This window comes from Providencia sp. PROV119 (assembly GCF_028482435.1).
Lineage (GTDB): Bacteria > Pseudomonadota > Gammaproteobacteria > Enterobacterales > Enterobacteriaceae > Providencia > Providencia stuartii.
In genome coordinates this window covers 1-24597 of record NZ_JAMPQL010000038.1, presented here as the reverse complement: position 1 = coordinate 24597, position 24597 = coordinate 1, and the positions used below count along the sequence as shown (strand labels likewise).

24 protein-coding genes are annotated in these 24597 nt (G+C 38.3%); 7 read left to right on the top strand and 17 right to left on the bottom strand.

All coding sequences use genetic code 11. The annotated features are described in order from the left end of the window. The 4 genes from rsxC to PSF11_RS20660 all read right to left on the bottom strand — a co-directional run. Nucleotides 1–1787, bottom strand: a 1787-nt coding sequence (gene rsxC / locus PSF11_RS20675) for an electron transport complex subunit RsxC (RefSeq protein WP_272682882.1), incomplete at its 3' end; no start/stop codon positions are given. Next, nucleotides 1780–2406 (bottom strand): electron transport complex subunit RsxB, encoded by a 627-nt coding sequence (rsxB, locus tag PSF11_RS20670; RefSeq protein ID WP_004920092.1) that lies wholly within the window; start codon nt 2404–2406, stop codon nt 1780–1782. The genes rsxC and rsxB, both read right to left, overlap by 8 nt. After that, a complete protein-coding gene (gene rsxA / locus PSF11_RS20665; RefSeq protein ID WP_004920088.1) occupies nt 2406–2987 on the bottom strand; it encodes an electron transport complex subunit RsxA in 582 nt (193 codons plus the stop codon). Before rsxA ends, rsxB begins: the two co-directional genes overlap by 1 nt. Before the next feature lie 88 nt (nt 2988–3075). Next, nucleotides 3076–3516, bottom strand: coding sequence for a DUF2569 domain-containing protein (locus PSF11_RS20660; protein ID WP_004920085.1), 441 nt, complete (start codon nt 3514–3516; stop codon nt 3076–3078). Nucleotides 3517–3749: 233 nt separating this feature from the next. On the opposite strand from PSF11_RS20660, the gene PSF11_RS20655 reads away from it, so the two are divergent. Continuing rightward, nucleotides 3750–4793 (top strand): oxidoreductase, encoded by a 1044-nt coding sequence (locus tag PSF11_RS20655; RefSeq protein ID WP_004920084.1) that lies wholly within the window; start codon nt 3750–3752, stop codon nt 4791–4793. A gap of 52 nt (nt 4794–4845) precedes the next feature. Next, nucleotides 4846–5820, top strand: a complete 975-nt coding sequence (locus tag PSF11_RS20650; protein ID WP_036940331.1) for a bile acid:sodium symporter family protein — start codon at nt 4846–4848, stop codon at nt 5818–5820. Between the two features lie 179 nt (nt 5821–5999). Here the strand turns inward: PSF11_RS20650 and add are convergent, their stop codons facing one another. The 3 genes from add to manA form a co-directional block, all read right to left on the bottom strand. After that, nucleotides 6000–7001 (bottom strand): adenosine deaminase, encoded by a 1002-nt coding sequence (gene add, locus PSF11_RS20645; protein ID WP_014656036.1) that lies wholly within the window; start codon nt 6999–7001, stop codon nt 6000–6002. Nucleotides 7002–7109: 108 nt separating this feature from the next. After that, nucleotides 7110–8744 (bottom strand): YdgA family protein, encoded by a 1635-nt coding sequence (locus PSF11_RS20640; protein ID WP_036940328.1) that lies wholly within the window; start codon nt 8742–8744, stop codon nt 7110–7112. Nucleotides 8745–8854: 110 nt separating this feature from the next. Beyond that, complete coding sequence (gene manA / locus PSF11_RS20635) at nt 8855–10033, bottom strand: mannose-6-phosphate isomerase (RefSeq protein ID WP_014656034.1); 1179 nt, start codon at nt 10031–10033, stop codon at nt 8855–8857. A 179-nt stretch (nt 10034–10212) separates the two neighbouring features. Here manA and fumC point away from each other — a divergent pair, with 179 nt between their 5' ends. Then, entirely contained in the window at nt 10213–11610 is a 1398-nt protein-coding gene (gene fumC / locus PSF11_RS20630; protein WP_014656033.1) for a class II fumarate hydratase, read from the top strand. A 57-nt stretch (nt 11611–11667) separates the two neighbouring features. Here the strand turns inward: fumC and tus are convergent, their stop codons facing one another. The 3 genes from tus to PSF11_RS20615 all read right to left on the bottom strand — a co-directional run bounded on the left by tus (nt 11668) and on the right by PSF11_RS20615 (nt 14637). After that, complete coding sequence (tus, locus tag PSF11_RS20625; RefSeq protein WP_036940325.1) at nt 11668–12588, bottom strand: DNA replication terminus site-binding protein; 921 nt, start codon at nt 12586–12588, stop codon at nt 11668–11670. 131 nt (nt 12589–12719) lie between these two features. Continuing rightward, on the bottom strand, nt 12720–13286 hold the full coding sequence (locus PSF11_RS20620; protein ID WP_036940323.1) for a lytic polysaccharide monooxygenase: 567 nt from the start codon (nt 13284–13286) through the stop codon (nt 12720–12722). A gap of 88 nt (nt 13287–13374) precedes the next feature. After that, a complete protein-coding gene (locus PSF11_RS20615) occupies nt 13375–14637 on the bottom strand; it encodes an MFS transporter (protein ID WP_004920058.1) in 1263 nt (420 codons plus the stop codon). A gap of 116 nt (nt 14638–14753) precedes the next feature. Here PSF11_RS20615 and PSF11_RS20610 point away from each other — a divergent pair, with 116 nt between their 5' ends. The 3 genes from PSF11_RS20610 (at nt 14754) to bioD (ending at nt 17785) form a co-directional block, all read left to right on the top strand. After that, nucleotides 14754–15656, top strand: coding sequence for a LysR family transcriptional regulator (locus PSF11_RS20610; protein WP_036940318.1), 903 nt, complete (start codon nt 14754–14756; stop codon nt 15654–15656). 101 nt (nt 15657–15757) lie between these two features. Beyond that, nucleotides 15758–16966, top strand: a complete 1209-nt coding sequence (locus PSF11_RS20605; RefSeq protein ID WP_036940316.1) for an ROK family protein — start codon at nt 15758–15760, stop codon at nt 16964–16966. A gap of 144 nt (nt 16967–17110) precedes the next feature. After that, nucleotides 17111–17785: a dethiobiotin synthase gene (bioD, locus tag PSF11_RS20600; protein WP_004920048.1), complete on the top strand. Its 675-nt coding sequence runs from the start codon at nt 17111–17113 to the stop codon at nt 17783–17785. A gap of 54 nt (nt 17786–17839) precedes the next feature. Here the strand turns inward: bioD and PSF11_RS20595 are convergent, their stop codons facing one another. The 3 genes from PSF11_RS20595 to ydfG form a co-directional block, all read right to left on the bottom strand. After that, nucleotides 17840–18073, bottom strand: coding sequence for a DUF1161 domain-containing protein (locus PSF11_RS20595; protein ID WP_004920046.1), 234 nt, complete (start codon nt 18071–18073; stop codon nt 17840–17842). 26 nt (nt 18074–18099) lie between these two features. Then, a complete protein-coding gene (locus PSF11_RS20590) occupies nt 18100–18471 on the bottom strand; it encodes a DUF1283 family protein (RefSeq protein ID WP_004920044.1) in 372 nt (123 codons plus the stop codon). Between the two features lie 80 nt (nt 18472–18551). Next, nucleotides 18552–19301 (bottom strand): bifunctional NADP-dependent 3-hydroxy acid dehydrogenase/3-hydroxypropionate dehydrogenase YdfG, encoded by a 750-nt coding sequence (gene ydfG, locus PSF11_RS20585; RefSeq protein WP_014656028.1) that lies wholly within the window; start codon nt 19299–19301, stop codon nt 18552–18554. Nucleotides 19302–19537: 236 nt separating this feature from the next. Here ydfG and PSF11_RS20580 point away from each other — a divergent pair, with 236 nt between their 5' ends. Beyond that, a complete protein-coding gene (locus PSF11_RS20580) occupies nt 19538–19885 on the top strand; it encodes a hypothetical protein (protein WP_272682881.1) in 348 nt (115 codons plus the stop codon). A gap of 267 nt (nt 19886–20152) precedes the next feature. Here PSF11_RS20580 and PSF11_RS20575 read toward each other — a convergent pair whose 3' ends face one another. From PSF11_RS20575 to PSF11_RS20560, 4 genes are all read right to left on the bottom strand, one after another. Next, nucleotides 20153–20647, bottom strand: coding sequence for an AAA family ATPase (locus PSF11_RS20575; RefSeq protein ID WP_053110168.1), 495 nt, complete (start codon nt 20645–20647; stop codon nt 20153–20155). A 264-nt stretch (nt 20648–20911) separates the two neighbouring features. Continuing rightward, nucleotides 20912–23062 (bottom strand): peptidase domain-containing ABC transporter, encoded by a 2151-nt coding sequence (locus PSF11_RS20570; protein WP_081368624.1) that lies wholly within the window; start codon nt 23060–23062, stop codon nt 20912–20914. 1 nt (nt 23063) lies between these two features. Further along, nucleotides 23064–24338: an HlyD family secretion protein gene (locus PSF11_RS20565; protein WP_040133182.1), complete on the bottom strand. Its 1275-nt coding sequence runs from the start codon at nt 24336–24338 to the stop codon at nt 23064–23066. A 72-nt stretch (nt 24339–24410) separates the two neighbouring features. After that, the coding region (locus tag PSF11_RS20560) for a hypothetical protein (RefSeq protein WP_272675313.1) at nt 24411–24597 on the bottom strand (187 nt) is incomplete at its 5' end.

Below are 24597 nucleotides of genomic sequence, written 5' to 3'. Positions count from 1 at the left end.
TCTCCATTAGCCGAAACAGCAGGGGCCTCGGTTGGCGTGACGCTGTCACCGTTATTTTCTTGAGATGCTTTTCTTGCTTTAGCTCTTGCAAGTGCAGCAGCCACAGCAGCTTTACGAGGATCACTAGAAGTTTCATCAACAGCCGAGGCTGCAGCTTGTTTTTCTGCTTGTTTGGCTCTCGCTTGTTCTTTACGTGCGGCTCTTGCGGCAATAACAGCACTGTTATCCGGCGCCGCACCCGCTATCACATGAATATCTGAAGTTGCTGTTGCTTGTTTAGCTTTTACACGAGCGAGCGCAGCAGCAACAGCATCTTTGTCTGATGATTCCACTTGTACAGCGGCTTTTTTATGACGCTCTTCACGGGCTAATTTTTCGCGTTCCATACGCTGCTGCTTCGCTTCAAATCGTAGTTTTGCTTCTGCAGCACGGCGCTCTTCTTGTTTGATTTCGCGAATTTCTGCTTTTTCTTGTCGATAATATTGCACTAACGGAATATTACTTGGACAAACATAGGCACAAGCACCGCACTCGATACAATCAAATAGGTTATGTTTTTGCGCTTTTTCGTGCTCTTTGCCTTTACTGAACCAATATAATTGTTGAGGCAGTAGAGCCGCAGGGCATGCTTCAACGCATAAACCACAGCGGATACAAGCTTCTTCAATCGGTTTTTGCCCAACTTCTTCAACACTAGGAACTAACAAGCAGTTGCATATTTTAACTACAGGTACCTTGAGATCTGGCAAAGTAAAGCCCATTAGTGGCCCCCCCATAATCACCATTTGCTCAGATGCAGGGGTAAAACCCGTTTGTTGTAATAGATGATGAACAGGAGTACCTAAGCGAGTCCAAAAGTTTCCAGGGGAGGTAATAGATTCACCTGTAACGGTGACAACACGTTCAATCAAAGGTTGCCCATCAATGACGGCACGTTTTATGGCAACAACCGTACCGACGTTTTGCATCAATACGCCAATCTGTGAGGAGCGGGCACCAGAAGGAACCTCTTTACCCGTCAGGATCTTAGTAAGCTGCTTAGCGCCACCAGAAGGATATTTGGTGGGGATCACCCGCACAAAAATCTGCTTATCATGGGCAGTAATGGCTTTCTTCAGTGCAGCAATGGCTTCAGGTTTATTATCTTCAATGCCAATAAGTACTTGATCAGGATTGAGTAAATGTTGCAAGACACGACAACCCTCGATGACCTCATCGGCATGCTCTTGCATTAAGCGATCATCTGCTGTGATATAAGGTTCACATTCGGCCGCATTAACGATCAATGTCTTGATAGCATCTTTCCCTCCCGCTAATTTAGACGCGGTAGGGAAACCTGCACCACCAAGCCCAGCGATGCCTGCTTGCTCAATTTTTTGTAATAATTGTTGAGGAGTGAGCTGTAAATAGTCAGGCTCAGGGAATAACTCACACCAAGTATCTAACCCATCGGCTTTGAGGCAAACTGATAGCTCTTTTAAGCCAGAAGGGTGTGCCGTGACCATCGGTTTTATTGCGGTGATAGTGCCTGAAGTTGAGGCATGAACAGGCACTGTACGACCGACACCACGGGTTAAGGGTTGCCCCTTGAGCACATGTTCACCCACTTTGACGATCAATTCCCCTTCAGGGCCTAAATGCTGCTGTAACGGGATAATCAGTTCATCGGGAATTGATGCCACACGCATTGGTGTTTGGCTTGACTGTAATTTCATTTCTGGCGGGTGTATCCCACCAGAGAAATCCCAGATATTGTCTTTTTTTGACCAATTAAACAACTTAAACATGCGCATCTCCTTTTACCGTGGCGAAAGGAGATTTCGGTTGTTGTTCATCAGGTGATACAGGAATATTTTTGACAGGAATACTGTTTAAATCCCATTTCCAGTTTGCAGTGGTCGTTTTCACAGGAACAAGTTCGATACAATCAGTCGGGCAAGGGGCTACGCACAGATCACAACCTGTGCAGAGATCTTCAATTACGGTATGCATAGCGCGCGTTGCGCCAACAATGGCATCAACAGGACATGCTTGAATACATTTGGTGCAGCCGATACAGTTTTCTTCATCAATAATAGCGACTTTTCGAACAGGATTCTGTGCGCTTTCATCACCATCAATTGGCTGAGGGTCTACGTTAAGAAGTTCAGCTATTTTCAACATGACTTGCTCGCCACCCGGCGCGCACTTGTTGATCATCTCTCCGTTATTGGCTACAGCTTCTGCGTAGGGGCGACACCCCGGATAGCTGCATTGACCACATTGACTTTGGGGCAAAATAGCATCAATTTTTTCAACAATGGGGTCTTCTTCAACTTTAAAGCGTAATGAGGCATAGCCAAGGATCAAACCAAAGATCAGCCCAAAAACGGCTAAAATGCCAATAGCAATCCATAACGATATCATTAGAACTTCACCAAACCACTAAAACCCATAAATGCTAAAGACATTAGTCCAGCAGTGATAAGGCCGATAGATGAGCCACGAAAAGGTGCAGGAACATCAGCGACCGCCAACCGTTCGCGAATAGCGGCAAACAGCACCATTACCAATGAGAAACCAACGGCGGCTGCAAAACCATAAACAGCAGACTGTAAGAAACCATGCGATTGATTGATATTTAATAAAGCAACGCCTAAAACTGCACAGTTAGTCGTAATAAGTGGGAGAAAGATCCCTAACAGGCGATAGAGCGTTGGACTGGTTTTTCTAACAACCATTTCAGTGAATTGCACAACCACGGCAATCACTAAGATAAAACTTAGGGTGCGCAGATAGAGCAGGTCGAGGGGCACTAAAATTAACGTATCCATCAACCAAGAGCTGATTGCGGCGAGTGTCATAACAAAAGTGGTAGCAAAGCCCATTCCGATGGCTGTTTCGAGTTTTTTTGATACACCCATAAAAGGGCACAGACCAAGGAATTTTACCAGTACAAAGTTATTAACCAGTACGGTTCCAATGAATAGCAAAAGATAATCAGTCATTTTATTGCCTGAAAACAAAATTAAAAGAACAAAAACTGACGAGCGTCAGTTAAACAGGCTGTATGATAACAAGCTATTTTTGTGATGCTTATCGATCTTGTGTGAAAGTCATCTTCACACGAGCAGAATTTTTGATGTAAGGAACAAAAATAGCAGCACCGATAAGTGGCCAGGCGAGTGTTTTTAGCGCCGTTAGGGAATCAATATTTGCAAAATAAAAGGTTTTTAGTCCAAGCAATAACAGGACTAACATCCAAATAATAAAACGGCGAGGAAAATGCCGAGAACGCATAAACATAAGTTTTAAGATATGAATAGTGAATACCATCATAACGATAGTGATCAGAAAAGATAAATACCAGTCGAATGGGATATAGTGAGTCCAATCATCAATTGTAGTGATAATTCGATATAACGTAATAAAATACATGACCACCATAGAGCATACAGCAAAACACGTTAATAAGATGAAAGCTGCGGGGGCAAGGAGCCAACCAGTAATACGATGGGGGTCATAAACAGGCGTCATATCAATTTAATCCATATTATAAGCTAAATCATACACTAAGCAGCAGTATCAAGAACTGTCTTTGCTTACACTCGTGGCTAGTGAACGCATCTCTTTTATCACGTTGCTGAATCATGAATGACTTTTTAAGTAGCATCAATTCGAGGCTATCCTACCATAGTTTTATTTGCTAATTAATTCGTTATGGTGATACTTTTTATGGATTCAGTGAAAATTAATAAAATGAGGTCATTATGTCCGCACCAATAAAAGTCGGTATTGTAGGTTATGGTTATGCAAGTAAAACATTTCATGCCCCTTTTATCGCTACATTGCCAGGGTATGAATTGACAGCTATCTCCAGTAGCAATTCAGATAAGGTAACCGCTGATTGGCCTGATGTTGAAGTCGTCTCTTCACCTGAGCAACTGTTTGCAAATCCTGAAATTGAATTAGTCATTATCCCGACCCCCAATGACACTCATTATCCACTGGCAAGCCAAGCGTTAGCGGCAGGCAAGCATGTCGTTGTCGATAAGCCTTTTACTGTCACTGTAGAAGAGGCTCAATCACTACAACAACAGGCACAACAAGCAGGAAAGCTTTTATCGGTTTATCATAATCGCCGTTGGGATGCAGGCTATTTAACACTGAAGAAACTGTTTGCTGATGGTTGCCTAGGCGACATTAAATATTATGAGTCACATTTTGACCGTTATCGCCCAGTCACACGACAAAGATGGCGAGAGGCAGCAGTCGCAGGCGGCGGAATTTGGTATGATCTTGGTCCTCATTTATTAGATCAAGCGTTACAATTTTTCGGAAAACCAGCAAGTATTACCGCAGATTTAGGGATGATCCGCCCAGGCGCTGAAGCCGTTGATTATTTCCATGTTCTTCTTCACTATCCAGATAAAAAAGTCGTTCTTCACGCAACAACAGTAGCTGCCGCTGAATCGCCTCTTTATGTTATTCATGGCATGAAGGGAAGTTATGTCAAATATGGTCTTGATTCACAAGAAGAAAATTTAAAAAATGGTCTGTTACCGACTCATGAAAATTGGGGAATAGATCAACGTAATGGCGTTGTGACGCTGTCACAAGGCGATGCGCTTATTTCCCAAGAATGGCAAAATGAAAAAGGAAATTATGGTGGTTACTATCTTGCCATTCATGAGGCAATCCGTCATGGTGCCGCAAATCCAGTACAGCCACAAGAAGCCATTGAAATTATGAAATTAATTGAGGCTGGTATACTTTCAGATAAACAAAAACGCACCGTTACTCTTGATTGTTAATGTTTAAATAGATGAGCCAGCATTTTTAGCTGGCTTTTTGTTAGGTAATAACATGAATTTGTTAGCAAAATTAAAAATTGACCCTTTTTTACTGATTATGATTGGCGTTGTTGTGATTGCAAGCCTATTTCCTTGTGAAGGGGAAGTCAAAGTTGGCTTTCAGTATCTAACAACGGCAGCTATTGCGCTTTTGTTCTTTATGCATGGTGCAAAGCTTTCTCGTGAATCAATCATGGCAGGGATTGGGCACTGGCGACTACACTTATTAGTATTTTCAAGCACATTTATTCTGTTTCCTATTATTGGATTAGCTTTGCATTTTATGGTGCCGTCATGGATGTCACCGACGGTATACATGGGGTTTCTTTATCTTTGTGCATTGCCAGCAACGGTACAATCGGCCATTGCCTTTACCTCTGTTGCCGGAGGAAATGTGGCCGCAGCGATTTGCAGTGCGTCAGCATCCAGTATTCTCGGCGTCTTTTTATCGCCGATATTGGTGGGGTTACTAATGGATGAAGATGGCAACCAAGCAATGGATACGTTGAATGCAATTGGCTCTATTTTATTGCAATTAATGCTGCCATTTGTAGTAGGGCACCTGTCTCGTCCACTATTAGCGAATTGGATTAACCGTAATCGTAAATTAATTAATATCACTGACCGTTCTTCTATATTATTAGTCGTATATGTCGCTTTCAGTGAAGCGGTTGTTGAAGGAATTTGGCAGCGTATTGATGGATACTCTCTATTTATGATTGCTGTGATCAGCTGCCTTATTTTATTTGTCGTTATGCTCCTAAATACACTTGCGGCACGCTTATTTAAATTCAGTAAAGAAGATGAAATCACAATCGTATTCTGTGGTTCAAAAAAGAGCTTAGCGAACGGCGTTCCTATGGCAAATGTGCTATTTCCAGCCTCCGTTGTAGGGATAATCTTATTGCCACTAATGATATTTCATCAAATCCAATTAATGGTATGCGCGGTTTTAGCCCAGCGTTACGCAAAACGTTTAACTAAATAATTAATAGTAAAGTCGGGGGGATAATAACCCGACTTACTCAATCCATAATCACCATTTAGTTACAACATACTATGGTGTTATCAATAATAGGCAAACTTAACCTTCAGAGAAAAAAGCTAAACAGGGCAGAAAAGGGGATTAACTGCCCAAAACGTGAATGATTTTAGCTTTATAGCAGGTTAGCGAAGGGCTGCTTTTTGTTTGAGTTGCTGTTTTTCATTTTCGCTGAGAAAGGCGATACTTAACCCATTGATTTGAGCCTGCTCTATTTCAGATGGTGTCAACCCAGCTTTAGGGGCGGCAACTTCATATTCATAAGCTAATTCAATGCCTTCTACGGCAGGGTCATCAGTATTAATCGACGCTAACACACCATGGTTTAAAAACATTTTCAATGGATGTTTCGCTAATGACGGTACAGTGCTGGTCTGGATATTCGAGGTTAAGCAGCTTTCAATACCAATTTTATGTTTTGCTAAGTATTCGATCAGCTTAGGGTCTTCACAAGCTTTAACACCATGGCCAATTCGTTGTGCCCCTAATTCTTTAATTGCATGCCAAATACTTTCTGCACCCGCGGCTTCCCCTGCATGAACAGTTATTTGTAAACCGGCATCGCGCGCTTGGGTAAAGTGAGAGTGGAAAAGGGAGCCTGGAAAGCCAAGCTCATCTCCAGCCAAATCCAATGCGCAAAGTTTGTCGCGGTGAGCGAGTAGGCCTGCTAACTCTTTTGCACAAGCGTCTTGACCAAAGGTTCGACTAAGGATCCCTATTAAATTAATTTTAATATCATACTGTTTGCAACCAGCCGTAATACCATCAATGACAGCTTCAACAACACCTTCAATAGGGAGGCGATGGTTCATTGCCATGTAATAAGGAGAAAAACGCAATTCTGCATAGTCAATACCCGCCTTATAAGCATCTTCGACGTTTTCTTGAGCAACACGTTTACAGGCATCGAGGTCGGCTAATACAGCAACTCCCCAATCTAGTTTTTGCAGGAAACCGACTAAGTCAGCCTCTTGTGTCATTACTTGCACATGAGGACGTAAAGCTTCAATCTCATTAGCAGGTAGCGTAATACCGTGTTGTTGGGCAAGGGAAAGGATTGTTTCGGGGCGGATATTACCATCTAGATGGCGATGTATGTCTGTAAGTGGCAGTTGTCTGTTTATCACTGAATTGAGTCCCTTTATGTGTATGGATTAGCCAATATATCCTAGTATAGATGTGAAAACGCCAGTCAAAAAATATTGACTGGCGTTTAAGATTAATATTAATGCAGATTAGTTAGCTGGTTGTGCTACTTCAGCACCGTCAGCCGGCGCATCTTCGGTTTGTGGTACAACTAACTCTTCTTCTTCATATTCCATAGAGCTTTCTGGGCCAGCCATCAACTTCATCTTAGTTAAGAAGTCTGCAAGGGTATAGCTATCCGCGTTAAACGTAATATCATTACCTGCATATTTGATAGTCATGGTCAGATCGTTACCTTTCTCTATCATCCATGGTGATTTTTTCTGTTTCGCTTTTTCTGCACGCTCTTCGTCAGTCATGAACATTTCTTCAAACGGTGAGCTGAACATATCTGAAGTTAGGAGCATTTGTGCTTGATCAAACTCATTTGTTGCTTGCTCAACATACATTTTCTTAGTTTCTGCATCAACAACTTGACCTTGGTCTAAAATAGCGATTTGAGACATTAACTCAATAGCCATTGGTTTGTTCAGCGTGAGGTTAAAGTCAAATGACTTAAATAAGCTCTTAACTGCTTCATCAACTTTGTTTGTCATTGCTAATTCAGTAAGCTCTTTTTGGTCCCACTTATTAAAGGTCATACTTAAGTCTGTCGTTGTTTGACCTGCAGAGTTTTTCCAGTAAAGAGGGCTGATAGAGAAGGTCGGTTGGTTTTTCAGCATTTCAGGCAATGTTTCCTTCATCATCTTCATTGCGATTTTTTCACCTGCTGCTGTTGGATTGCCTGACGCAATTCCTTCTGCTAATGCACTATTATATTGCTTAACAAATTCACCCAACGCTTTTGCATCTAGCTTATCAATCGAAATAACTACCTTACCGGAGCCTAAGTTTTGATCTAATGCGACTAAATCATCAATGCTGTAAGTGAAGCTACCTTTAATATTTTCTTTTTCCAGTGCAGAGTCTGAAGTCATCACTAAGTTTTTGAAAGAAAATTTAACCTCTGGGATATTAACATTTGCATTTTCTATAACAAAATCTTGTTTACCGATATAGAAATCATGTTCGGACTTAGTCAGGTTAGAAGTTAGTTTTAACCCTTTTAACATCATTTCTTCTGATTTATCTGCATTCTGAATCAATAAGTTGTCAGTATTCAGTGTGGCTTCAATCTCGTTAAAGTCAGAAGAGGCATTAAATAATAGTTTTAATCCATTAAAGGAAATGTTTGACTTTTCTTTGGTAAATTCAACGGGTAACAAATCTAGATTTGCATCAACACTTTGGCCATAACCAACAACAGCAGTACCTGAAATAAATGGTTTACCTTTTGTTATTTCGAATAGCTCTTTGGTTGATTCATTATTTGCTAATTCAATATGTGCCGCGCCCAGTTTAGGCATTAAATTGAATTTAGAGAGTTGTGATAGAGGGAAAGGACCGTGCTCAATATCAGTATTAAATACAAGACTTTCCTCTGGGCCAGTAGAATATACGGATGAGATAACGATATTAGCTTGCGAGGAGAATAGACCACGTTTAAAGTTTTCCACTTTGAACTGTAAACCTGAACTTGGAGCATTTACCTTAATAAATGAGTTGGTATCCTCAATCATATAATTTAATTCAGACTCAACTTTAGAGCCTGTGTACCATGATGCACCACACCATACAGCACCAATAGCAACTATTACACCAACTGCAACTAATGACTTTTTCATTATGAACATCCATCCTTTCAGCGCGTTGTCTTAACGCGCTATAAAAATTGTACAAGTTTTATCTAACCGTCTTTTGCGTGCAATCAAGACGAACAAAACACAAAAATACATTAAAGGTTATAGACACGAGCGAGCTTACCCACGCCTGTGGCGTAAACTTCTTTTTCAAAGGCCGCCAGAAAAACAGATTCTCCTGAACAGATTTTTAATTCATCATCGCCTGACTTCAAAACTAACTCGCCATCTATGCAGAAAAAGATAGAAGCCGTTTCATTAGTTATGTTTATCTCTGTGTCATCAATAGAATATATATTAAATGCAAAATCTTCTACTGGTATATGATATTTACAGATATTTCCTGTTTTTTCTGGTTCACTAAGTAAACTTTGGCTTGTTTTGGGGATAAAATCTACATTTGCTATCAATTCTGGAACATCAATATGCTTATTGGTCAGTCCAGCTCGTAGGACATTATCGGAATTAGCCATGATTTCTAGCCCAACGCCTTCAATATAAGCATGTGGCGTCCTTGCATATAAGAACATTGCCTCGCCAGGCTGCAACTCAACAACATTAAGCAACAGTGGGACAAATAAACCTGTATCTTCAGGATAGAGGCTAACCATTTGTTTTATGGTGTTCCATGGTTCGCCTTGGCGACTGTTTAATGCGGCTTTCAATACACCTAGTGCTAACTCTTTTTGTTCACCTGTGAGACTCAGAATTTGTGCAAATAATTTCGCTAATTTTTCTTCAGTTGGTGATTGAACAAAGAATTGAATTTCAGGGTGAGCCGCAGAGACAAAATCAAGCAGTTCAGCAATTTCATTGAGTGGGCGAAATGCGTTCATTGCTTTAAAAGGTGTTAAAGCATAAATTAGCTCAGGTTTATGATTATCATCTTTATAGTTGCGGATTGGCGAATCTAAGGGGATCCCCGCAGCATTCTCTTTTGCAAAACCAACTTCAGCATAAACCTTATTAGGATGGACTTGTACCGAAAGAGGAGTTGCGGCACATAACACTTTAAATAAAAAAGGTAAGCGGGAGGAAAAAGTGTCTGCTACTTTTTTACCTAGAATTTCTTCTGGGTTACTCGCAATATAATCAATCAGTGGGAGCGTTTGGCCTGTTTTGGTATTCACGACACAAGAGCTCGCTTTTGGGTGTGCTCCCATCCATAACTCAGCCATGGGTAGATGTTCTGGGTTAGGGATAGCGTACAACTGTGTGAGTGCAGTGGTACTCCCCCAGTCGTAATTTTGAATCTTATTAATCATTTTTAGCATAGCCAAAACTCTCTTTTTCTAAAAATCAACTTATTTCCTTTTTACTACAATACAATAAACACGGTTAAGTCGCATTATTGAAATTAAATATGTGGCATTATAGGGGGGTGTTATCGGCTTACCTGCAAGCTGATGATTCCAAAACCGATTATTCTGTGTATGTACTTAAGGAGATAGTAATGGCAGCCACTCGCATTGAAAAAGACTCAATGGGACCAATTGAAGTACCTGCTGACCAGTTGTGGGGCGCGCAAACTCAGCGTTCTTTAGAACATTTCCGTATATCTGTAGAAAAAATGCCTGTTGCGTTGATCCATGCATTAGCAGTGACTAAAAAAGCTGCTGCAAGCGTGAATATGGATTTAGGCTTACTGCCTAAAGATCGCGGTGATGCGATTATCGCTGCGGCTGACGAAGTATTAGCTGGCAAGCATCCTACTGAATTCCCTCTTGCTATCTGGCAAACGGGGTCTGGTACTCAAAGTAATATGAACATGAACGAAGTACTGGCGAACCGTGGTAGCGAGATCTTAGGTGGACAAAGAGGTAATGAGCGTCTTATTCACCCTAACGATGATGTTAACAAGAGCCAAAGTTCAAACGACGTATTCCCAACTGCAATGCATGTTGCGGCCGTTGTTGCTATTCGCGAGCACTTGCTACCTGAATTAAAAGCGTTACACAAAGTATTAGATGCTAAAGCAAAAGAATTTAAAGACATCGTAAAAATTGGTCGTACCCACCTACAAGATGCAACGCCATTGACTTTAGGCCAAGAAATTTCTGGCTGGGTAGCGATGTTAGCGCATAGCGAAAAACACATTGAAAACTCTGTACCACACGTATGTGAGTTAGCGCTGGGAGGTACGGCTGTCGGTACCGGTCTAAATACTCACCCTGAGTATGCGGTTCGTGTTGCTAAAAAAATTGCGGAACTGACTGGCCAACCATTTGTTACTGCACCTAACAAATTTGAAGCACTCGCAACATGTGATGCTTTAGTTCACGCTCATGGTGCACTAAAAGGCTTAGCTGCGTCCCTGATGAAAATTGCTAACGACGTTCGTTGGTTGGCGTCAGGTCCTCGTTGTGGTATTGGCGAAATCGCAATCCCTGAAAACGAGCCAGGTAGCTCAATCATGCCAGGTAAAGTTAACCCTACACAGTGTGAAGCTTTAACGATGCTATGTGCACAAGTGATGGGTAATGACGTTGCTATCAATATCGGTGGTGCTTCAGGTAACTTTGAACTGAACGTGTTCCGCCCAATGGTGATTGATAACTTCCTGCAATCTATCCGCCTACTGGCTGACGGTATGCGTAGTTTCAACGAACACTGTGCGATTGGTATTGAACCAAACCGTGAAAGAATTGAGAAGCTACTTCATGAGTCATTGATGCTGGTTACTGCTCTTAATACACATATTGGTTACGATAAAGCCGCTGAAATTGCTAAGAAAGCACATAAAGAAGGCTTAACGTTGAAAGAGTCAGCATTAAAACTAAATTATCTGACTGCTGAGCAGTTCGATGAGTGGGTTCGCCCAGAAGATATGGTTGGCAGCATGAAAAGCTAATCAGTTAATTTATTAACTGAATATTTAAACACCTGCTCATCAATGGCAGGTGTTTTTTTATATTTCCATATATAAATTTAAGCGGGGTATCAGTAGCTCAACAGGCTTAGACCTTGGTCGATTACGGATCGCAATGTTATCAACATGGTAATCGGGTAGGTTACCTATCACAATATCAGTCAGTGATTTTTCAACCGCAAAAATGAGCAAAGGGTTGGCACAAGCGAACTGAGTTTGTTTTTGTTGGGCGCTATCCCAAACACGAGCAATAGGTTGCACTTTAACGGGGCGTTGTGTTTTAAGTACTACGTCATTATTTAATTGGCTGATCAATAGAATTTCTTGCTCTAATTGTTTCAACCACTCTTCCTTTGCAACTCCCAATGGTTGGCGCCCACTTTCCAATGAGCCTTGCAGCTTGCTCAACACCTGTTCTTTTGTCATTTTATTTATGACTTTTTTATTTGCCCAACCAAACCTTATGGTATCGATATCAGTAAGGTAGGTTAGAGTTCGATAGGTATTTAATGTCAGTAAACCATGCAGTGTATCATGAATAAATTCAAAACGTTGCGATTCATCAACCCCTGATTTTTGAGTGACTATTTGTTTTATCTGTATTTTTAATTCATTGATCTCATCTAGCAAGACCCGAAAAGTTTGATAAGTAGAATAGGGGGTATCAATACAGATCGCGCCAGGTAACCTAACGGCTGATTTATTACTGGTGAGTTCTGATTTATCATGAATAAATAATAGGTTATAATGTTCGATAGCATGTTGGATGGCAAGTTTACCTGTTATTTTTTCAACATCGATTTGTTTAATCTCATTATTTTCTTCTCCTTTCATGACATCCGGAAGACGAAAAACGGTCGCAGAGATAGAAGGTTGCTCAGCAATCAATTGGCTAAGTTCCGTTATTTTACTTTCTAACCGGTTAAAGCCTTCAATAAGGTCATATTTGGCATTATTCATGATGCAATATCCCTAATTAGTTACAACATACTGTATCTGAATTAATCATAACAAACATCAAGCATTGTGCAAATAAATAAGTTAACTAGGAAGAAAAGGGAGAGGCGACATCCCCCTTTATTGCATATGTTTTATTTGATATCGAGATCAATCACCTGATAAAAAGCATTCTCAGTGTCAGCGATACTCCATACAGCAAGTACTATTTGGTATCCACGATTTTCTTTTGGCAATACACATTGGTGCTCAACAATGGTTTCTGGTCGTGAAGGGGTAGCATATTGACAAAAGGGTATTAAGATTAATTGTTCACGCGTTATTGGTAAGTTGGGGTTCCAGTCAGGCTTAGTAATAAAGTATTGCCAATTAGCTGTCGCATGCCTTGCTGTTAAATACCATTTAAAGGTTTGCTGAGGCTCTGTGATAATATTTTTTACCCATCGAGCTGACGTTTGTTCATCCAAAGCAGCAAAACGGGGAATACCTGCACTTGCAATCTGTCCATCTTGTGGCCCTGAAAGGGGAAAACCTTTAGGACCTTCTAGCGATTGCGGCTCGTATTGTATTGCACCACAATTGCTATTTAGATTTTTTTTACACAAAAAGGCTCGGCTTTTAGGCTCTTCTACATAACCATGTCCCAATACGATAGCAGAAAAGCAGAATAAGAAGGGAAGTAATAAAAGTCGTTTTTTCATTTGTTGTCCTCATAATTGTTGAGGACAACATTTTCACTTAAACAAAAGTGCAAAATAAATTCCATCATTTGGTAAGTATTACCAAACCCTAACAGCTAACTTTCAACTTGTAAGCGATTAACATACCAATAATGAGTAATCCTGCAATAAACCAAGCTACACCAGACCAACCAAACTGAAACCAAAAGATCCCGCCTACAGTCCCTGCTATACTTGAGCCTGCATAATAACTGAATAGGTAAAGTGAAGATGCTTGACCTCTTGCTCGTTTAGCACGATGACCAACCCAACTACTCGCGACCGAGTGGGCAGCAAAGAAGCCCGTTGTTAGCACCGTCATGCCAAACAGAATGATCCAAAAACTAGAAAAGAGTGTTAACAATATACCCGCTAACATTAAAACTAAAGCAGCGATTAAAACTTTACCTAATCCAAACTTGTTAGTTAAGCTTCCCGATTTAGATGCGCTATAAGTTCCTGTTAAATAAATTATTGATAGCATACCTACTGTTGCCTGACTGAAATGATAGGGGGCTTCCAGTAAACGATAACCAATATAGTTATACATAGTGACAAACCCGCCCATCAAAACAAAGCCTTCAATAAACAGCCATGGTAGACCTTTGTCTCGAAAATGAAGACGCAGATTGACCCATAAACTTTTTGGTTTTAAAGAGCTTGCTCGAAAATGTTGCGATGGTGGTAATAGGCGCCAAAAGCTGATCGCGGCAATTAAAGCGAGTGCCCCTAATAGTATTACAGCAACGCGCCATGAATAGAAATCAGCAATCACCCCTGTAACAAGACGACCACTCATTCCACCGATAGAGTTACCACTAATATAGAGGCCCATTGATAATGCGACATAACTCGGGTGAATTTCTTCACTGAGATAGGTCATGGCAACCGCTGCGACGCCACTTAGAGATAAACCCACAAGTGCTCTTGCAATTAAAATACCTTGCCAACTTTGCATAAAAGCACTCAACAAAGTAAATAGTGCGGCGCTTGTTAACGCTACTACCATCACATTTTTTCGCCCAATTGCATCTGATATTGGCCCCGTAATAAGCAGCCCTAGCGCCATCAAGCCGGTACTTAATGATAAGGAAAGACTAGCCGTTGCGGGAGAAACATTAAAATCCTCTGACAACATTGGCAAAATAGGCTGTACAAAATAGAGCAACGCAAACGTTGCTAAACCGACAGTGAAAAAAGAAAGAGTGACGCGTAAATACAACGCATCATCACGTTGAATATAATGTTTCTTCGGTAAGTTATGGGGGCTTGAGTTATCTAGCGTTCCGTTAGCCGTATTTTCAGTCGTAAGACTATTTGATGAATTTTCCATAAAGAATTCCTTGCCATAACAACCCAATTGATTTCGATCAAAGAATAGAAATCTCAGACTATTTTGTCTAATATATTAATTATTACCAATAATACTTTAAACATATCAAAGAAAAAATGGCTATTGAATTAAGACACTTACGGTATTTTATTGCTGTTGCAGAAGAGTTACATTTTGGGCGAGCTGCGGATCGATTGCACATTTCTCAGCCACCATTGAGTCAGCAAATTCAATCACTTGAAGAACAGATAAACGCAAAATTACTTGAACGAAACAATAGAAATGTTTCATTAACCCCTGCTGGTAATATGTTTCTCAAAGAGGCTTATCAAATTTTAGCCCAGGTCGATGCAGCGGCTACAAAAGCAGCACGGATGGAAAAAGGGGAATTAGGGGAACTTTCTATTGGTTTTACATCAACGACGCCGTTTATGAATAAAGTGACCATGAGCTTACGCCAGTATCGTGAATCATATCCCGAAGTGGCTATCCATATGCATCAGATGAATACAAAACAGCAACTTGCCCCCTTACTTACAGGGCGTATTGATATTGGGATCATGCGTAATACCGAACTCCCTGAGCAGCTAAACTACCAACTTCTATTTAAAGAGCCGTTTATGGTTGCGGTGTATGAAGGTCATCCCTTATTAAAATATGAAAAAACAGGTGTCGACATTCATCTATTGGCGGAGTATCCATTAGTATTTTTCGAACGAGAGGTAGGTACAGCTCTCTATGATGAGATCCATAATCTGCTTACTTCCGCTGGCGTGACACCCAAAATATCTCAAGAGGCAGGGGAAGCAATGACAATATTAGGTTTAGTCTCTGCAGGTATGGGAATTTCGATTATCACAGAATCTTTTACCCGTATGAAAATTGACGGTGTAAAATACATCAGATTTTCAAATATTGAAGCCGCATCGGAAGTCTGGTTAGTCTACAATACGCGTAGAGCATTGCCTGCCGCTGCAAAAAAATTAACGGAATTACTGATTGAAAATATTGTTGGCTAAATAACGTGATTCAAATCACAAATAACATGTATGTCGGAGTAATTGCATTCTATATTACGCATAATAACTGACTGCTTTATAACGGGATTTAACACTGAATTATGGAAAACCAAACGGGTCATATTGATCAAATCAAACAACTAAACACAGGTATTGTCTACCGTGTGATTGATCAATATGGGCCAATTTCTCGGATTGCATTATCTAAACAATCACAATTGGCACCCGCAAGTATCACAAAAATTACGCGCGAGCTCATTGATGCCCATTTAGTTAAAGAAATTGAGTTTCCCGTTCTCGGCTTGCGAGGTAGGCCCGCGATTGGATTAGTCATTGAAAGTGAAGGGTGGCAGTTTTTATCTATCCGCCTTGCATGTAACTCTATTAGCCTTTCATTAAAAGAGATCAATACACAAACTATCGTAGAACAAGACTATCCATTTGACGTTAAAGGTAATGAGCAATTTTCCAATACGCTCTCATCATTAATTAGCCATTTTTTTGCGACATATTCACGCCATTTAGAGCGTGTTACGGCCATTAGTATTGTTTTAGATGGTTTGGTGGAGCCTTTCTCTGGTGTAATTTATGCTTTGCCTTATTACGACATTGATAATTTACCACTTGGTCATTTTTTAACGGAACAAACTGGGCTACCGACTTATATACAGCCTTATGTTAATGCGTTAGCACTAGCCGATTATTTTTCTTTGTACGAAAAAAGAACAGCAAAAAACATCATTTATTTACAAATTGATTGTGTTGTTAGCGCTGCAATTATCAATAACGGCATTGCATTAGATAGTCATACGCGACGAGCGATACATTTTGGGCATGTACAAACACAAAACACGGGGGAAACTTGTTATTGTGGTGGTATTGGTTGCTTAGAAGGGGCAATCGCTATTCCGGCTATCTTAAAACATGCCGTGGAATTACAACATTTATACCCATCATCCTCATTTTTCAATCATGACATGACTATCGATAGTTTTTGTTTAGCTGTGGAAGACCAAGATCCACTCTGTTTACATGTACTCAATGATATAGCGCAAATACTTGCCAAACAGCTCGGTCAACTCATTAATATCTTCGGCACCGAATTAATTTTAATCAATTCTCCGCTAAATCGGATTTCCTCTGTATTTTATTCACTTTTACATCAATATTGCCATTCGCAGTCTATTCCTCTATATCGTGGTGAATTACGCATTGAACAATCTGAAGTTACTAAAAAAGAGAGTGAAACTGCATTAATTCAACAAGCATTATATGATGGTTCTTTATTACTTCAGTTACTGCAAGGTTAACAGTAGTTAATAAAATTTTTGCTATTAAACAGAAAATTGAGCTAACGCAAACTTAAGAGTTACCCATTCCCATAAACTGATTCCATATCATTTTTCACTGCAACATGTATGCAGTCGTCTGTCACTTCAGGATAGAAAATAACTATGATGAATCTATTTGTTACCGGGACAGATACGGATGTCGGGAAGACAGTCTCCACGTTAGCAATACTGCAGGCTCTTAATGGCCAAGGAATTAAAGCTGTAGGCTATAAGCCTATCGCTGATAAGTGTATTGATACACCGGAAGGTATGCGGAATAAAGATGCTTTGTTAATACATGGGGCGTCACAACAACTTGTATCCTACGATGATGTTAATCCAATTAAAATCAAAGATAATTACAGCCAAGAAAACTGTATTGATTTCAATAAGATTAAACAAGGACTAGAAAACTTAAATAGCCAATGCGACACCGTTGTTATCGAAGGTAATGGGGGATGGCGCTATTTATTGGATGACAACACATTTTATACTGATTGGCTAAAAGGACAAAAAGTCGGCGTTATACTTGTCGTTGGCATCCAGCATGGCTGTGTAAACCATACATTACTGACTGCAGATGCAATACGTGCCGATGGTTTGCCGCTTATCGGTTGGATAGCAAACCGTATCAATCCAGGGTTGGCACATTATGCCCAGATCATTAATCGCTTACAAAAACACTTAAAGGCACCGTTGTTAGGCGAAATTCCGTATTTATTACGACCGGAAGAAAAAACGCTATGTCACTATTTAGATCAAGATAAGATCAAAGCATTTATGTGCGAATATGCATAGCTTATCGAGGATGATTGAAAAGGGCGCTGATAATAGCGCCCTGAGTTTTATTGATTAATGACGAGTATAAATGATCTTATATGTTTCATTTTGGCAATGGCCAACAACTTGCCCTTGCGCTTGTTCAGCCTCATCATTTGGAACAGCAACTAAGCTAAAATTATCGGCAGGAACGCCATTGTTAATAATTTTCTGCTTAATTTCTTCAATAACACTTTCACATGATGCTTGTGCTAACACTGGAGCAACGAGTAAGCATAGAGCTGGAAATATAAGTCTTTTCTTCATAATAACTCCTTAATGGGTTTAATGAGTTATGGGCGAGCTAATGGGCGTCCTGTATTTACATCTAGGCAGCGTTGTGTATTCGGCTCCCAATAAGCATTTAAATTAAGACTTTTCTCGCAGGCATCTTTTGCATCAAATGCAGCGTCAACCTTATCAAACTCTTTTTCAGTACGGGAATTTACTTTTGTACGTAAACTCCGTGTTTGATCCCACTGTTCCTTTTCTTGGCGTGCCTGCTCTTTTGTCAAAACACTATCAACATTTCCCGATGTAACACAAGTGCTTCCTGCTGAGCAGTTAACATTCCCTGCATGCGCTGCTGAAGAAAGCCCCAACAAAGGAAGGCAAAACACTACCGCCGCTAGACCTTGCTTAACAAACTTTAGTGATGAGCTCATTATAATTCCTTACAAAGTTAGTTCTATTCGACAATATAAACACAAATATAGCGCAAATTCCTTTAGAAAAGTACGAAAAATCACGCCTCTTTATAAACAGTTAAACCAGCAAAGGTTTGACAAACAGGCATCAATTCAAGTGTATTGACGTTCATACGAGCAGGCAATGTCGCTACCCAGTAAACCGTTTCAGCAATATCTTCAGGTGTAAGTGCATCCGCGCCTTTATAGATATTCGCTGCTTTATCATCATCACCTTTAAGACGAACATTAGAGAATTCTGTTCCGCCAACTAATCCAGGTTCGATATCAGTTACTCGGACTTTTTTGCCTTGGAGATCAGCCCGTAGTCCTAATGAGAATTGCTTAACAAACGCCTTAGTGGCGCCATAAACATTACCACCTTTATATGGCCAGTTAGCCGCTGTTGAGCCGATATTAATAATATGACCATGATTATTGGCAACCATAGTTTGCAATACTTCGTAGGTCATATTGACTAAACCTTTCGTATTCGTATCAATCATTGTTGCCCAATCGTCAGGGTTAGCCTCGAATGCGGGTTCTATACCTAGCGCTAAGCCCGCATTATTCACTAAAACATCAATATTTTTTAGTGCTGTTGGTAATCCTGCAATGGCATTTTGAATTGCTTTCCGGTCTCTTACATCAAGAGTAATAGGGTGAAAGTGCGAGCCTAATTCTTTTTGTAGTGCTGTTAGTCGCTCTGTACGACGACCCGTTCCAATAACGGTTGCTCCTTGCTGAATAAAGCGACGCGTAATTGCTTCGCCAAAACCTGAAGTTGCTCCTGTGACTAATATGATCATATTTTCCCCTGTCATTTTATTATTGCTTCATATTATGTGGCTATTCTAGCGCTTGTAACTCTAACCTACAAAAATCTTCTTGTCATGATAGAGAAAATAGAGCGCATCCGCACAATGCTTGTGCTAACAACATAAAAATATTCATAAAGTGATGCATTAATGAATATTCTCAGTTATAACTAGTGATGAATAAAAAATCAGGCCAAGAAAGTAATTCAACATTAGGATGACATCAAATGAACTATCAAGTTGCACCATTTTGGCTGTACTCAAGTAAATTAACTTTGTTGATTATTATTGCGTTAGTCATTTCTTTTTATAACGTGACTGGCTTTATTTTATACCTAATATTCTTAGGGTTAATTTGGGCTGTATTGCTCTCTATTAAAATTCACGGATTAAAAGAAAAAGGCCTTATCCTTAGAAATAGTGAGACGTCAACATGGATGGTTTATATAAGAGGGATCCCAGTTCAAGAGCAACGTCAACACTTGAAAAACCCCTATTTTGCGATTAAAAATCAGGGAAATAGTCGCTTACGGCAATTTGTTGAAGCTAAACTTAAACAAATAAACGCACAGTAATATAAATCAAGTTACCTTAAGTCAGCCAATTAACCATAAACACAACTCGTAACAACAAACAAGGATAGGCGCTACAGAGCTTCCAGATAAAGTAGATTTCATATGCTTCTTTAAAAAAGAGAACATTTTTAACTGATACGATGGTATTACATAACAATATATTGAAACCAACAATTTCGATAAAAAATTGGCAGGTTTGGCTTTTAATTTAAGCTAAACTCAGTTAATCAACCAAACCATACTACATAATTTATAATATAATGAATTTTATAGCTCACTTTTTAAAATTTTCCTACATAAAGAAATATTCTTGATAGGGATGACCTTAGAAGATAACGCATTGTGTAAAGCTAAAAACTCATTTAAACGTTGATCATATTTTTTCGAAAAACGCAATAACTCAACTGTATTTAAGAGTGTTTCTTTAGGCTTTTTTCGCATAATTGTACTGATTAAAAATCGGTTGGCTAAACGAATAGCACGTAAGTAATAAGGCACATTCATCCTAAAAATAATGGAACATTCGAGAAGAAAAGGGTAAAGACGCTTATCATACGCTCCCTCAATAATCCATCTATCAGTACTTAAAATCATTTCAATCTGAGATTTAATGAATTCTTCTGAGTTTTTACGGTATTCATTTCCTGTCATATCCCAATAAATAGCATCAAATTCATACACTGGCAAAGAAAGTTCTTTTGCTAATTGAGTTGCTACCGTTGTTTTTCCTGCCCCTGAAGGGCCAATAATACAAATTTTCATTTTTTAAATATTCAGTTTTTTGATAAAAAATTGCCACTGGATGAGCTGAAAATAAAAGTCAGTCATTAAGCCTATTATTGGTGATAAATTGCCATGTTTATCAATCATGTAGATAACAATTCATATCAATAATATTTTAGAAAATCATAGCTAGAGCTCATTTTTCAACCCAATGAAGATTATATTCGATTAATTAATCATCATAACTAATAACGCAGTTATGAGATTTTTTGAGACGTTATCTCTCCCGTTCAACGGATAAAATCAATCATTAATTTTCGAAACGTCTCTTTGACTCCTTCTTTCTAACTTTGCTATAGCCTCCCAGGGGTTAAGTACCCGATCTACACTAGCTATTGTTGATTCCCGATGAGCAATTATGATTCTAGTTATTTTTAATGATGAGATAGATTGATTGATATAAGCTTCATTTTTTAAATCTAAATGACTTGTCGCCTCATCTAAAAATAATATGCTCGGTTGTTTATATAATGCTCTAGCTATCATTAGTCTTTGCTTTTGTCCTCCAGATAAACTACCACCTAATTCGCTTAACATCGTTTCATATCCCATCGGCATTTTCATGATTTCTTCATGTATATTAGATAAAATAGCGCATTCAACTATTCTTTTATCATCTTTAACACTCTCAAAACTGGATATGTTTTCTGCTATAGTGCCAGAAAATAGCTTATCATCTTGCAAAACACATGCTATTCTGTCTCTATAATTATTTAATCCTATCGTATCTACATTTATATCGTTTATATAAATATTTCCACTTGTAGGGCTTAGCAATCCAGACATAACCTTCATTAAAGTTGTTTTCCCCATACCGGAAGGGCCTACAATGGCCACACTCTCACCAGCCTTTACTGAAAAACTTAAATTAGAGAAAATTTCCATTGAGTGAACATCATACTTAAATGATATCTTATCAATGCGGATATCCATGCTTTTATTGGGTAAAATCAACGCGTTTTTGGGCTGGTAATTTTCAGTATCTGTAAAAATTACATCTGATACTCTATCACAGTGAAGAGTTAGCATCTTTATTTCCAATAGCATATTTATTAAGTTCGCAGCTCTCTCTGAAAACTGACTTCGATAAATATTAAAAGCAACAAACATCCCTAATGATATTAAGTTATCCATTACCATTAGTGAACCAATCCATAAGATAATGATATGATCTATAGATGATATTAGTGAGTTCGCCCCATAAAAAAACATGCTTAGTTTTGTATTTTTAATATTCGAATTAATGGCTTCAATATTTAAGTTTAACCAATTCTTTGATCTGGATAGACTTAGACCTAATGATTTTATAGAGGCAATACCATAAATTGTCTCTGTAAAATGGGAATTCGCTTCTGCACTCTTAACAATATATTCTTCAGCGTATCTAATATATTTATTATACATTAAAACTCTTAGTGCAATGTATAATAGGGTAAATCCCATAACAATTAAGACTAGCTTTGAGCCATACAAGGTCATCATTATAAAAAGCCCTATGACCATTACTCCATCAACTATTCCATTAATAATATTGTTTATTAGAGTATTACGTAATGAATCTAATGATTCTAATCGTGACTGGATATCCCCAACTTTTCTTTTTTCGAAAAAGTCAAGGGGCAATTTCATTAAGTAATCAAAAAAGCTTATTTTCCATTGAACATTGACCAATGTATCTATAAATAAAGAAACCCATGCCCGAACAAATCTCAACGCAGTATTGAGCAATGTGAAAATAAACAAACCAAGTATCACTAGTGTCAGTAGGCTATAGTCACTAGATATTACAACATGGTCCATGATTAACTGGGTTCCTATAGGAAATGCAATATTTAGTCCCTCAATTAAAAATGATAAGCACAATACTTTTAATAGTGATGAAGGAAAGTTCGTTATGTTGTTTAACAATGTCCTTATATTTAACCTGGAAATCTTTTTTACTTTCTTAAAGTTACTGTCAGGCCACACTTCCATGGCTACACCGGAAAAACTATTTGAAAACTCATTAATATTGATTGTTCTTTTACCTATCGCTGGATCTTGAATAATGAATTTGTTATTCCTAATTGCGATTAATACAACAAAATGATTCATATTCCAATGCAGTATACAGGGTTTCTTCATTAAGTTTAATTCATCAATATCAATTGATAATGCTCTTGTTTTTAAATTTAAATTTATCAAAGCTTCAATTAAGCTTTGAAGTGTTGCTCCTTGAGATGAAATCCCAAATTCTCTTCTTAGATTAACCAAATCTATTTCCATTCCATAGTATCTGCAGATCATGGCTATACAGGCCAAGCCACACTCTGATGATTCAGATTGAATAATATTAGGTATTCTCCGTTTGAATTTAAGATCTAATCTATCTAAAACAAAATTAATATCTACCATGCTATTTACCTTCAGAAACGCTAGAGTCATAATACGATGATGTCACCCATTGATAAAGAGGCCGTTTTTCTAAAAATAATATAGCTTCAGCCTTTAAACCGTTGGATAAATACAATTTTTTATTTTTATATTTTATGCTTTGATTATCTAATTCAACTATTACTTTGTAAAAAGATGTATTAAAAGAGCTTTGTAAATTTACTGGTGAGCTGGAATATAATAACATTTCATTTTTTGAAATGGGTAATTTTGATATCATAGATATACTTCCTGAAAACTGTCCAAATTTTTGGTAAGGAAAAGAGTCATAGCGTATTTTTATTTTGTCCTTTACATTTAAATAGGGGACGCTACTACTTGGAACCCATAAAATCAATTGATACCCTGATTCATCGCTTCTAATTATTTTTATGATATTTTCTCCAGGGTCAATAAGCTGCCCCTCATTAACATTTAAAGTATCAATAAAACCATCAATTGGTGACAGAATAAATAAAGTATTATTTGCATTTGCTTCAGATAACTGCTTTTGAAGATCTATTTTTTGAGATTCATACTTATATATTTGAGTATCAAAATCAGCCATCTTTATCTTTAAGTCATTTTCTAAGTTTGATATCATTAAAGAGTCTTGATTTATTTGGTTTCTTATACCCTGATAAGCCACTTGCTGCTGATAAAATATGTTACTTTGATTTGTTAATTGTTCTTTATTAATCATTCCTTTTTTCAAATAAATCCTATAATTATCTAAACTCAATTTAGCTTCATTGAGACTTTTTAAAATAGCGAGTTCCATGTCTTTATTTTGAATATTAGACTTCTTATATAAATTTATCTGTGTTTCTATATTCTTTTTTGTCATTTCTTTGCTATCTATTGTCTTTTTAATTATATCATCAATTTTTTCCACTTGATAATTAATGGAGTTAACTGTGTTAACACCTAGATTCCCATTTTTTGTTACCTTGCTAATATCTAGTTGATATATTTTTTGTCCTTTTTTTACATAATCACCGACATTAACAAATTTTTTAATAACAATACTTTGTTGCGTTACGGATATATTTACAGGTTGTTTCTTTGATATTACCTCACCAATAACCGTTTCTTTCCTAGTAATATCTAGGAACAAAAACATAAATAATGCTATAGAAATAAAAAAAACTGATATTACAATATAAAATAACAATGGGATTTTTGAGATAATTAGAGCTTTACCTGTCCATCGACTTTTTTTATACTCTAATGCTTCTTCTCTAAATATACCATTCATAATCACCCTCTATTTAAAATAGAGCGACTGATATAGCCGCTCTATTAATATTTAATACTTAATAACTAATACTTAGTAAGTAACGTTAAAAGTACTACCATTGTTACCAATAGCATTAAAATTATAGGAATCTTTAATGACAGTGGTGGTTACTGTTACCCCTTTTACCACTGGAGTTGGGGCTGGAGCTGGAACAGAGGGTTGAACACTAACTTTTGGTGTAGTTGTAACAGGTGGCTTGCAGAGATTAAAAGTGCCG

Coding starts and splice junctions, on each gene's coding strand:
- PSF11_RS20615 (WP_004920058.1), bottom strand. CDS start 14,637: ATGGAAAATTCATCAAATAGTCTTACGACTGAAAATACGGCTAACGGA.
- PSF11_RS20620 (WP_036940323.1), bottom strand. CDS start 13,286: ATGAAAAAACGACTTTTATTACTTCCCTTCTTATTCTGCTTTTCTGCT.
- bioD (WP_004920048.1), top strand. CDS start 17,111: ATGATGAATCTATTTGTTACCGGGACAGATACGGATGTCGGGAAGACA.
- rsxA (WP_004920088.1), bottom strand. CDS start 2,987: ATGACTGATTATCTTTTGCTATTCATTGGAACCGTACTGGTTAATAAC.
- fumC (WP_014656033.1), top strand. CDS start 10,213: ATGGCAGCCACTCGCATTGAAAAAGACTCAATGGGACCAATTGAAGTA.
- PSF11_RS20655 (WP_004920084.1), top strand. CDS start 3,750: ATGTCCGCACCAATAAAAGTCGGTATTGTAGGTTATGGTTATGCAAGT.
- PSF11_RS20580 (WP_272682881.1), top strand. CDS start 19,538: ATGAACTATCAAGTTGCACCATTTTGGCTGTACTCAAGTAAATTAACT.
- PSF11_RS20640 (WP_036940328.1), bottom strand. CDS start 8,744: ATGAAAAAGTCATTAGTTGCAGTTGGTGTAATAGTTGCTATTGGTGCT.
- rsxB (WP_004920092.1), bottom strand. CDS start 2,406: ATGATATCGTTATGGATTGCTATTGGCATTTTAGCCGTTTTTGGGCTG.
- PSF11_RS20565 (WP_040133182.1), bottom strand. CDS start 24,338: ATGAATGGTATATTTAGAGAAGAAGCATTAGAGTATAAAAAAAGTCGA.
- manA (WP_014656034.1), bottom strand. CDS start 10,033: ATGCTAAAAATGATTAATAAGATTCAAAATTACGACTGGGGGAGTACC.
- PSF11_RS20610 (WP_036940318.1), top strand. CDS start 14,754: ATGGCTATTGAATTAAGACACTTACGGTATTTTATTGCTGTTGCAGAA.
- ydfG (WP_014656028.1), bottom strand. CDS start 19,301: ATGATCATATTAGTCACAGGAGCAACTTCAGGTTTTGGCGAAGCAATT.
- PSF11_RS20590 (WP_004920044.1), bottom strand. CDS start 18,471: ATGAGCTCATCACTAAAGTTTGTTAAGCAAGGTCTAGCGGCGGTAGTG.
- PSF11_RS20570 (WP_081368624.1), bottom strand. CDS start 23,062: ATGGTAGATATTAATTTTGTTTTAGATAGATTAGATCTTAAATTCAAA.
- tus (WP_036940325.1), bottom strand. CDS start 12,588: ATGAATAATGCCAAATATGACCTTATTGAAGGCTTTAACCGGTTAGAA.
- PSF11_RS20650 (WP_036940331.1), top strand. CDS start 4,846: ATGAATTTGTTAGCAAAATTAAAAATTGACCCTTTTTTACTGATTATG.
- PSF11_RS20660 (WP_004920085.1), bottom strand. CDS start 3,516: ATGACGCCTGTTTATGACCCCCATCGTATTACTGGTTGGCTCCTTGCC.
- PSF11_RS20605 (WP_036940316.1), top strand. CDS start 15,758: ATGGAAAACCAAACGGGTCATATTGATCAAATCAAACAACTAAACACA.
- PSF11_RS20575 (WP_053110168.1), bottom strand. CDS start 20,647: ATGAAAATTTGTATTATTGGCCCTTCAGGGGCAGGAAAAACAACGGTA.
- PSF11_RS20595 (WP_004920046.1), bottom strand. CDS start 18,073: ATGAAGAAAAGACTTATATTTCCAGCTCTATGCTTACTCGTTGCTCCA.